Source organism: Cupriavidus lacunae, assembly GCF_003353055.1.
Lineage (GTDB): Bacteria > Pseudomonadota > Gammaproteobacteria > Burkholderiales > Burkholderiaceae > Cupriavidus > Cupriavidus lacunae.
Map to the genome: position 1 here is coordinate 1 of NZ_QKWJ01000147.1, position 9,948 is coordinate 9,948.

At 63.2% G+C, this 9,948-nt stretch carries 9 protein-coding genes and 1 pseudogene; 7 read left to right on the plus strand and 3 right to left on the minus strand.

The genetic code is table 11. The annotated features are described in order from the left end of the window. The 3 genes and pseudogenes from DN412_RS41095 to DN412_RS41105 all read right to left on the minus strand — a co-directional run. The coding region (locus DN412_RS41095) for a citrate/2-methylcitrate synthase (protein ID WP_279635309.1) at positions 1 to 525 on the minus strand (525 nt) is incomplete at its 3' end. Between the two features lie 51 nt (positions 526 to 576). After that, on the minus strand, positions 577 to 1,557 hold the full coding sequence (locus DN412_RS41100; protein ID WP_078197163.1) for an HpcH/HpaI aldolase/citrate lyase family protein: 981 nt from the start codon (positions 1,555 to 1,557) through the stop codon (positions 577 to 579). Positions 1,558 to 1,653: 96 nt separating this feature from the next. Continuing rightward, positions 1,654 to 2,568: pseudogene (locus DN412_RS41105) on the minus strand (malate dehydrogenase); the annotation flags it as partial. Positions 2,569 to 2,987: 419 nt separating this feature from the next. Between DN412_RS41105 and DN412_RS41110 the strand changes: the two are divergent. The 7 genes from DN412_RS41110 (at position 2,988) to gltA (ending at position 9,162) form a co-directional block, all read left to right on the plus strand. Continuing rightward, on the plus strand, positions 2,988 to 3,863 hold the full coding sequence (locus tag DN412_RS41110; RefSeq protein ID WP_078197161.1) for a GntR family transcriptional regulator: 876 nt from the start codon (positions 2,988 to 2,990) through the stop codon (positions 3,861 to 3,863). A gap of 281 nt (positions 3,864 to 4,144) precedes the next feature. Beyond that, positions 4,145 to 4,552, plus strand: a complete 408-nt coding sequence (gene sdhC, locus DN412_RS41115; protein WP_115216758.1) for a succinate dehydrogenase, cytochrome b556 subunit — start codon at positions 4,145 to 4,147, stop codon at positions 4,550 to 4,552. Between the two features lie 11 nt (positions 4,553 to 4,563). Continuing rightward, positions 4,564 to 4,929 carry a succinate dehydrogenase, hydrophobic membrane anchor protein gene (gene sdhD / locus DN412_RS41120; protein WP_078197160.1) on the plus strand — a complete coding sequence of 122 codons (366 nt, stop codon included), beginning with the start codon at positions 4,564 to 4,566 and terminating at the stop codon, positions 4,927 to 4,929. A 3-nt stretch (positions 4,930 to 4,932) separates the two neighbouring features. Beyond that, the gene (gene sdhA / locus DN412_RS41125) at positions 4,933 to 6,711 is read left to right on the plus strand and encodes a succinate dehydrogenase flavoprotein subunit (protein ID WP_115216756.1); all 1,779 of its coding nucleotides are present in this window, start codon (positions 4,933 to 4,935) and stop codon (positions 6,709 to 6,711) included. Between the two features lie 34 nt (positions 6,712 to 6,745). Further along, entirely contained in the window at positions 6,746 to 7,447 is a 702-nt protein-coding gene (locus tag DN412_RS41130) for a succinate dehydrogenase iron-sulfur subunit (RefSeq protein ID WP_011298473.1), read from the plus strand. A gap of 82 nt (positions 7,448 to 7,529) precedes the next feature. Continuing rightward, a complete protein-coding gene (locus tag DN412_RS41135) occupies positions 7,530 to 7,817 on the plus strand; it encodes an FAD assembly factor SdhE (protein ID WP_018309460.1) in 288 nt (95 codons plus the stop codon). Positions 7,818 to 7,860: 43 nt separating this feature from the next. Next, a complete protein-coding gene (gltA, locus tag DN412_RS41140; protein ID WP_115216757.1) occupies positions 7,861 to 9,162 on the plus strand; it encodes a citrate synthase in 1,302 nt (433 codons plus the stop codon). The last annotated feature ends 786 nt before the right edge of the window (positions 9,163 to 9,948 follow it).

Below are 9,948 nucleotides of genomic sequence, written 5' to 3' on the forward strand. Positions count from 1 at the left end.
GGAGTCATCGTCGGTCTCTACCTCGATACGGCGGCCGTTGTGGCTGTAGTGGTACCAGTACAGCAGCATCGAGCCGAGGCTGGCCATCAGGCGGTCGGCGATATCGCGCGCGCCCGGGGTGTTGTGGTCTTCCTTCTCGGGCAGCACGGTGCCCAGCACCGACACGCCGGTGCGCATCACGTCCATCGGGTGGGCGCTGGTGGGAACCCATTCCAGCGCGGCCTTGACGTTGGCGGGCAGGCCGCGCAGGCTCTTGAGCTTGGCCTTGTAGGTGGCCAGTTCGGATCTGGTCGGCAGCTTGCCGTACACCAGCAGGTGGGCGATTTCCTCGAACTCGCAGGTCTCGGCGATGTCGAGGATGTCGTAGCCGCGGTAGTGCAGGTCGTTGCCGGTGCGGCCGACGGTGCACAGCGCGGTGTTGCCGGCGGTCACGCCCGACAGGGCGACGGATTTCTTGACCCGGGGGGCGGCCGGCTCGCTGGCGGTGGGTGCAGCGGCGGGTGCGGCGATCTTCGAGGCGGACATCCGTGTCTCCTTGGGCGCTGCCCTGACTGGTTATTGGTATGGGTATCGGCTTCAGGCGAAGAACAGCGCTTCCACATTGGCCGGCAGCGGCGTGCCGGTGGCCTGCGCGCGCTGCAGCAGCGACCAGTAATAGCGGTAGCTGGCGCGGTCGTGCAGCTGGCCATCGTGGCGGATCGGTGCCCAGTTGTTCTCGTGCGCCGCCAGCAGGATCTGGCTGGCCGCGCCGATTTCTTCCTGGCCCGGGCGGAACGCCGCCACGATCGGTGCGATCTGGCCCGGATGGATGCTCCACTTGCGCAGGTAGCCGAATTCGCTGCGCGCGCGCAGCGCATCGTCGCCGGCGCGCTGCGGTGCCTGCACGTCGGTGCTGACGTTGTGCGACGGCACCTTGCCGTGGCGATGGCAGGCGGCTGAGATCTCCAGCATGGCGCGGCGGATCAGCGGGTGCTCGAACTGCTGCGGCGAACGCATGGCCTCGCCGGGGATGGCGCCGTGATGGGCCGAGACAAAGTCCATCAGGCCGAAGCTCAGGCATTCCACCTGCACCAGCGCGGCGATATCGAAGGCCTGCTCCAGCGCGGCATGGGTCTCGATCAGGACATGGATCGGGATATGGCGGGCGATGCCGGCATTGCGCGCCACCTGGTTGACGTGGTCGGTCACGCGCGCGACCTCGACCACATCGGTGACCTTGGGCACCACCACATAGGCCAGGCGCGCGCCGGCGGCACGCACCAGCACGTCGACGTCCTCGCGCCAGCTTGGGTGGGCCGGGTCGTGGATGCGCACGCCGACGCGGTTGTGGGCATTGAGCGGGCTGTTGACCAGTTGCGCGCACAGCTCGGCGTGCTCGCGCTCATGGCCGACGGCGGCGCCGTCCTCGCAGTCAAAGGTGATGTCAAAGACCGGGCCAAGCTCTTGTTGCAGGGCAAGCGATTTGCGCATCAGCTTTTCGCTGCCCGCGTAATGGTCACACACCGGCAACTGGACCGGGATGGCTTCGCCCTGGAACAAGACCTCGGAAGGATGCACGTTGATTCGGATAGGTTGGGGTTGAGGGGAAAGCGCAGGGGCCAGTCTGGCCCCTGCATATGAAAAAACCGGGGTCCGCGCCGATTCTGAATCGTTGCGGANGTAGGCGTCGATCTCCAGACCCTTGACGATTTCGTACTTGCCATTGGCGGTGGTCACCGGGTAGCCGAACATGGTGTCGGCGGGGATGCCGTATTCACCGTTGGACGGGATGCCCATGGTGACGACCTTGCCGTTGGTGCCCAGCACCCAGTCACGCACGTGGTCGATGGCGGCGTTGGCAGCCGAGGCAGCCGACGACAGGCCGCGCGCTTCGATGATGGCGGCGCCGCGCTTGCCGACGGTCGGCAGGAACACGTCGTTGTTCCACACCGGGTCGTTGATCAGGTCCTTGACGCTCTTGCCGTCGACGGTGGCGTAGCGGTAGTCGGCGTACATGGTCGGGCTGTGGTTGCCCCACACGAACAGCTTCTCGATCGACGACACCGGCTTGCCGGTCTTGGCGGCGATCTGCGACAGGGCGCGGTTGTGGTCCAGGCGCAGCATCGCGGTGAAGTTCTCGCGCGGCAGGTTCGGTGCCGACTTCATGGCGATGTAGGCATTGGTGTTGGCCGGGTTGCCGACCACCAGCACCTTGACATTGCGGCTGGCGACTTCGTCCAGTGCCTTGCCCTGCACCGTGAAGATCTGGGCGTTGGCTTCGAGCAGGTCCTTGCGCTCCATGCCCTTGCTGCGCGGACGGGCGCCAACCAGCAGGGCCACGTCGGCGTCCTTGAAGGCAACCTTGGGGTCATCGGTGATGACCACGCCGGCCAGCAGCGGGAACGCGCAGTCTTCCAGTTCCATCACCACGCCCTTGACGGCTTGCTGGGCTTGCGGGAGGTCGAGCAGTTGGAGGATGACCGGCTGGTCTTTGCCCAGCATGTCGCCATTGGCGATGCGGAACAGCAGGGAGTAGCCGATCTGGCCAGCGGCGCCGGTTACTGCGACGCGCATTGGGGCTTTAGCCATGAGTAAATCTCCAAACGATAGAAGGGGGGGTGCTGGCCGGCGTCACGCCGCTGTCATGCAAAGGAGCGCGGTGCGTCACCGGGTGCTGGTTGTCGCCACAGCGGGGAGCGGCCGTCCGCCGGAGCCAGGTGGCGGGGCCACGGGGCGGAACCGGTGGGGGAGAGCCACAACGGGTCATGGTGATGCAACAAAGCGTTAGTCTACTGCGAAGCGAGGCGCCATTTCCAGACCGGGCCGCTGCCGGACCGGCACATTCCGGTATCCTGGCTGCTGGCGGGCCTGGGCGGACCATCGCGGGCGTGGACCAGCGCGAGTGTAGGCCGGGCCTCCCCCGATGTCAATTCATATGTCTTATATAAGACATAAGACAATTAACGTAAGGCTGGACGTGTCTCGCCCTTTTGTGGTGAAATCCGGCTATGTCCTCCCTGCCTACGTCCCTGACCGGCGCAGCCGCCCCCGGCGCGCAGGAATCTGGCGCCGCCACGCCTGGCGCCGGGACGCAGCCGCTTTCGCCTGCGACTGCCCAGCAGGCCGCCTCGCAACGTGGTCCCGCCCCTGGTCCGCACGCCGTGCCGTCGCCTACCTTCAGCCCGCTTTACCAGCAGATCAAGGCGCTGATCACGCGCAGCCTGCAGTCCGGCGAATGGAAGCCCGGCGAGATGATCCCCAGTGAAATGGAGCTGGCCTCCCGATACAAGGTCAGCCAGGGCACGGTGCGCAAGGCGATCGACGAGCTCGCCGCCGAGAACCTGGTGGCGCGCCGGCAGGGCAAAGGCACCTTCGTGACCACGCATCATGAAGACGTGGTCAAGTTCCGTTTTCTGCGCCTCGTCCCCGACGAAGGCGAGCCCCATTATGGCGCCAGCCATGTGCTGGAATGCAAGCGCCTGCGCGCCCCCGCCGAAATTGCCCGGCTGCTCGATATCCGCACCGGCGACAGCGTGGTGCAGATTCGCCGCGTGCTGAATTTCTCGGGCGAATCGACCGTGCTGGACGAAATCTGGCTGCTCGGCGCCAACTTCAAGGGCCTTACCGCTGAAAAGCTGACCGAGTGGAAGGGTCCCATGTATGCATTGTTCGAGGCCGAATTCGGTACGCGCATGATTCGCGCCTCGGAGAAAATCCGCGCCGTGCCTGCCGATGAAACGGCGGCCGAGTTGTTGTCCGTGCCGGTGGGCTCGCCGCTGTTATCGGTCGAGCGCGTTTCCTACACTTATGGCGATCGCCCCGTGGAGGTGCGCCGCGGGTTGTACGTAACGACCAGGCACTATTACCAGAACGACCTGAGCTGATTCAGGGCGCCGGCGGGATCCCCGCGCCGGCGCCGATTATTGCGGCTTTTGTCGTGGTGACGAGGGCTGTTGCGTGGTGCATGTGGTTGTTGCGTTGCAAAGCGCGCCGGATGTGATTTGTGTGCGATTGTCGGGCGGCACTTGTCGATGCCTGATAGCTGAAAATTATTGGTGCAGCGCGCAACAAAGGCGCTAAAATCTCATGGATTTGCCCTAATGCATCCCGTTGCATGCAGGCAATGGCAGTTTCGTTTCTTTGTTTACCGCTAATGGGGTCTCGCATGGCTGAAGCCAAACAAGCCAGGCCGGAGTTCCGGAATATTGGTATTTCGCAGATCGCGAAATACCGGTTGCCCTGGGCCGGCAAGGTATCCATCCTGCATCGCGCGAGCGGTGCATTGATGTTCCTCCTTCTTCCCTTCGTCCTGTATCTGTTTGAGCAGAGCATCACCTCCGAACTGAGCTTCGCAAAGTTCTCGGCCCTTCTGTCCGGTGGCTTTGTCAAGCTGGTCGTGCTGGCCCTGATCTGGGGGTATCTGCATCACTTCTGCGCCGGTATCCGCTTCCTGCTGCTGGATGTGCACGTTGGTGTCTCCAAGCCCGCTTCGGCAAAGTCTGCCATCAGCGTGCTGGTTGTCAGCCTGCTGCTTACCCTGATTTTCGGCCTGAAGCTGTACGGCCTGTTCTGAGGAGAATCAAGGTGGCAAACAATAATATCGGTCCCAAGCGTCTTGTCGTCGGTGCCCACTACGGCCTGAAAGACTGGCTCGCGCAACGCGTCACGGCCTGCATCATGGTGGTGTTCACCGTGGTCCTGGCCATTGCCTTCCTGCTGTCGAACGGCGCTTCCTATGAAGCGTGGGCGGGGCTCTTCTCCAACCAGTGGATGAAGATCATTACGTTCCTGACCATCCTGTCGCTGCTGTATCACGCCTGGATCGGCGTGCGCGACATCTGGATGGACTATGTGAGGCCGATGGCCGTGCGCCTCGTGCTGCAAGTTCTTACGATTCTGTGGCTCGTCGGTTGCGCGGGCTACGCTGCTCAGATTCTCTGGAGGGTGTAATAAATGGTCGCAGTCAAGACTGGATTGCCGCGTCGCCGTTTCGACGTGGTCATCGTCGGTGCTGGCGGCGCCGGGATGCGCGCATCCCTCCAGCTCGCGGAAGCCGGCCTGAACGTGGCCGTGCTGTCCAAGGTGTTCCCGACGCGCTCGCACACGGTGGCGGCCCAGGGCGGCATCGGCGCTTCGCTGGGGAACATGAGCGAGGACAACTGGCACTACCACTTCTACGACACCATCAAGGGCTCGGACTGGCTGGGTGACCAGGACGCCATCGAGTTCATGTGCCGTGAAGCCCCGAAGGTCGTGTACGAGCTCGAACACTTCGGCATGCCGTTCGACCGCAACCCCGACGGCACCATCTACCAGCGTCCGTTCGGCGGCCACACCGCCAACTACGGTGAAAAGCCCGTGCAGCGCGCCTGCGCCGCGGCTGACCGTACCGGCCACGCACTGCTGCACACGCTGTACCAGCGCAACGTGCGCGCCAAGACCCACTTCTTCGTCGAGTGGATGGCGCTGGACCTGATCCGCGACCAGGACGGCGACGTGCTGGGCGTGACCGCGCTGGAAATGGAAACCGGCGAGGTCTACATCCTCGAGGCCAAGACCACGCTGTTCGCGACCGGCGGTGCCGGCCGTATCTATGCCGCTTCCACCAACGCCTTCATCAACACCGGTGACGGCCTGGGCATGGCAGCGCGCGCAGGCGTGCCGCTCGAAGACATGGAGTTCTGGCAGTTCCACCCGACCGGCGTGGCCGGCGCGGGCGTGCTGATCACCGAAGGTGTGCGCGGCGAGGGCGGTATCCTGCGCAACAAGGACGGCGAGCGCTTCATGGAGCGCTATGCCCCGACGCTGAAGGACCTCGCGCCGCGTGACTTCGTGTCGCGCTCGATGGACCAGGAAATCAAGGAAGGCCGCGGCTGTGGCCCGAACGGCGACTACGTGCTGCTCGACCTGACCCACGTCGGTGCCGAGACCATCATGAAGCGCCTGCCGTCGATCCGCGAAATCGGCATGAAGTTCGCCAACGTCGATGCGATCAAGGAACCGATCCCGGTGGTCCCGACCATCCATTACCAGATGGGCGGCATCCCGACCAACTTCCACGGCCAGGTCGTGGTGCCGAAGAACGGCAACCCGAACGAAGTCCTGAACGGTTTCTACGCGATCGGCGAATGCTCGTGCGTGTCGGTGCACGGCGCCAACCGCCTGGGCACCAACTCGTTGCTCGACCTGGTGGTGTTCGGCCGTGCCGCCGGCAACCACATCATCGCGCAGAACCTGAAGCAGAAGGAACACAAGCCGCTGCCGGCCGATGCCGCTGACCTCGCGCTGTCGCGCCTGGCCAAGCTGCAAGGTACGACCTCGGGCGAATACACCCAGGACGTCGCCAACGACATCCGCAAGAACATGCAGTCGCATGCCGGCGTGTTCCGCACCCAGAAGCTGATGGACGAAGGCGTCGAGCGCATCCTGGAAGTATCCGAGCGCGCCAACGACATCCACCTGAAGGACAAGTCCAAGGTCTTCAACACCGCGCTGGTGGAAGCCCTGGAAGTGGCCAACCTGGTGGAAGTGGCCAAGGCCACCATGATCTCGGCGGCCGCCCGCAAGGAATCGCGCGGTGCCCACGCGCACAGCGACTTCCCGAACCGCGACGACCAGAACTGGCTCAAGCACACGCTGTTCTACAGCGAAGGCAACCGCCTCGACTACAAGCCGGTGAAGATGGAACCGCTGACGGTGGAAAGCGTGCCGCCGAAGGCCCGTACGTTCTGAGCACCGCATCGTAGAGACAACAGGACCCACAGAAATGAAGCGTATTTTCGAAGTCTACCGCTACGATCCGGACAAGGATGCGGCGCCGCGCATGCAGACCTACGAGGTCGAGCTGGACGGTCACGAGCGCATGCTGCTGGACGCGCTGGTCAAGCTGAAGAAGCTGGACGAAACCATCTCGTTCCGCCGTTCGTGCCGTGAAGGCGTGTGCGGCTCGGACGCGATGAACATCAACGGCAAGAACGGCCTGGCCTGCCTGACCAACATGCGTGAGCTGCCGGACCGCATCGTGCTGCGTCCGCTGCCCGGCCTGCCGGTGGTGCGCGACCTGATCGTCGACATGACGAACTTCTTCAAGCAGTACAACTCGATCAAGCCGTTCCTAATCAACGACGAGCCGCCGCCCGAAAAAGAGCGCCTGCAGTCGCCGGAAGAGCGCGACGAGCTGGACGGCCTGTATGAGTGCATTCTCTGCGCCAGCTGCTCGACGTCGTGCCCGTCGTTCTGGTGGAACCCGGACAAGTTCGTCGGCCCCGCCGGCCTGCTGCAGGCCTACCGCTTCATCGCGGACAGCCGCGACCAGGCCACCAGCGAGCGTCTGGACAACCTGAACGACCCGTACCGCCTGTTCCGTTGCCACAGCATCATGAACTGCGTCGATGTGTGCCCGAAGGGTCTGAACCCGACCAAGGCCATCGGCAAGATCAAGGAGCTGATGGTCCGCCGCGCGGTCTGATCCAGCGGCTGTCTGCAGTAGTTGTAAGCGACACGTCAGCCCGAGCGGCTATATCGGGCTGGCGTGTCGGAAGTAGGAAGCCATGACTGAGAGTCCTGCCACCACTTTCTCCCATCAGGCCGATCCGCACAAGCGCGCCCGCCTGCGCTGGCGCGCCCGCCGCGGCCTCCTGGAGAACGACATCATCGTCGAACGTTTTTTCAACCGTTACGAGGAGAGCCTGTCCGACGAGGACGTGGCTTCGCTGAGCACGCTGTTCGAACTCAGCGACAACGAGTTGATGGACCTGCTCCTTGCGCGCAAGGAACTGGACGGTGAGCTCGACACGCCCCCGATGCAGCGAGTCATCACCCTGCTGCGTACGGTCTGAGTTTTGGTCAACATTATTATTCACAGCATTTGAAGGATCCGACATGACGCCGTCCGATGTGAAAGCCACGCTATCGTTCTCCGATGGTTCCCCCAGCGTTGAGCTGCCGATCTACAAGGGTACCGTTGGCCCCGACGTAATCGACATTCGCAAGCTGTACGGACAGACCGGTAAGTTCACCTACGACCCCGGTTTCATGTCGACGGCTTCGTGCAATTCCAAGATCACCTATATCGATGGTGACAAGGGCGAACTGCTGTACCGCGGCTACCCGATCGAGCAACTGGCGCAGAACTGCGACCACCTCGAGACCTGCTACCTGCTGCTCAAGGGTGAACTGCCCAACGCCAAGCAGAAGGAAGAGTTCGTCGGCTCGGTGATGAACCACACCATGGTTCACGAGCAGCTGCAGTTCTTCCTGCGCGGCTTCCGCCGCGATGCCCACCCGATGGCGGTGCTGACCGGCCTGGTGGGTGCCATGAGCGCCTTCTACCATGACGCGATGGACATCGACGATCCGCACCAGCGCGAGATCTCGGCCATCCGCCTGATCGCCAAGATGCCGACCCTGGTCGCCATGGCGTACAAGTACAACATCGGCCAGCCGTACATCTACCCGCAGAACGACCTGTCCTACTCGGGCAACTTCATGCGCATGATGTTCGGCACGCCGTGCGCACCGTACACCGTGAACCCGGTGCTGGAGCGCGCGCTGGACCGCATCTTCATCCTGCACGCCGACCACGAGCAGAACGCGTCGACCTCGACCGTGCGCCTGGCCGGTTCGTCGGGCACCAACCCGTTCGCAGCCATCGCCGCCGGCGTGGCCTGCCTGTGGGGTCCGGCCCACGGCGGCGCCAACGAAGCCGCGCTGAAGATGCTGGAAGAAATCGGCAGCGTCGACAACATCAACGAGTTCATCAAGCAGGTCAAGGACAAGAACTCGGGCGTGCGCCTGATGGGCTTTGGCCACCGCGTGTACAAGAACTACGATCCGCGCGCCAAGCTGATGCGCGAAACCTGCCATGAAGTGCTGGAAGAACTGGGTCTGCACAACGACCCGCTGTTCAAGCTGGCCATGGAACTGGAAAAGATCGCGCTGGAAGACGAGTACTTCGTCAGCCGCAAGCTGTACCCGAACGTCGACTTCTACTCGGGCATCGTCCAGCGCGCGCTGGGCATCCCGACGTCGCTGTTCACCTGCATCTTCGCGCTGGCTCGTACACCGGGGTGGATCTCGCAGTGGGAAGAGATGATTACCGATCCGGAATACAAGATTGGTCGTCCGCGTCAGCTGTTTGTTGGTGCGGCTACCCGCGATGTGCCGAATATGGCCAAGCGGTAAGCGGCTGGTTTTTGGTTGGCCGCGTTGAAGCGGTAAGAGAAACGCCTCGGTTTTGCCGGGGCGTTTTTTTTTTGCTTTGGGGGGGTGCTTGTTGGCTTGGTTATGTAGGTCGGGTTCGTTGTTGTTGTAGATTTAACCGCTTGGTTCCGCCCTGCTGGGCGGGTCACTTTTTGTCCGAGCGACAAAAAGTAACCAAAAAGCGCGTCGCCTCTGGCGGCTGGCCATCCATTCCGCGGTGTGGGTGGTTCGGGCGGCGGTGCTTGCCGTTTTGCGTGGTTGGCCGTTCGAGCCTGCTACGCACCCTGTCTGTGCCCACATCGACGGACTATTGGACGAACCCGACTTTAGGCCGTTGGCAGCCTGCTAAGTACCGCGTCGGTGGGACGCCTTCGGCTGCGCTTCGCGCGGGCCCTAACGTGGCAGAGCTGCGGACCACGTCCTGATTTGCGCCTTTGGCCCGGCAATACGACAACGCCGTGCGAGCGCAGCGACGCACTCCGTGCCCGAGCACCCGACCTACGATACTGAGTGCGCGCAGCGCAGCCGAAGGCGTCCTACCGATGACCTGGTTAGCAGGCTGCCAATAGCCTAAAGTCGGGTTCGTCCAATAGTCCGTCGACGCAAGGCACCGGACAGGGTGCGTAGCAGGGTCGAACGGCCAATCACGCCAAACGGCAAGCACCGCCGCCCGAACCACCCCCACCACCAAATTGATGGCCAGCCGCCAGAGGCGACGCGTTTTTTGGTTACTTTTTGTCGCTCGGACAAAAAGTGACCCGCCCAGCA

Bases quoted from the DNA above. Each gene is read 5' to 3' on its own strand.
- sdhC (WP_115216758.1), top strand. From the start codon at position 4,145: ATGGCTGAAGCCAAACAAGCCAGGCCGGAGTTCCGGAATATTGGTATT.
- sdhA (WP_115216756.1), top strand. From the start codon at position 4,933: ATGGTCGCAGTCAAGACTGGATTGCCGCGTCGCCGTTTCGACGTGGTC.
- DN412_RS41130 (WP_011298473.1), top strand. From the start codon at position 6,746: ATGAAGCGTATTTTCGAAGTCTACCGCTACGATCCGGACAAGGATGCG.
- DN412_RS41110 (WP_078197161.1), top strand. From the start codon at position 2,988: ATGTCCTCCCTGCCTACGTCCCTGACCGGCGCAGCCGCCCCCGGCGCG.
- DN412_RS41135 (WP_018309460.1), top strand. From the start codon at position 7,530: ATGACTGAGAGTCCTGCCACCACTTTCTCCCATCAGGCCGATCCGCAC.
- gltA (WP_115216757.1), top strand. From the start codon at position 7,861: ATGACGCCGTCCGATGTGAAAGCCACGCTATCGTTCTCCGATGGTTCC.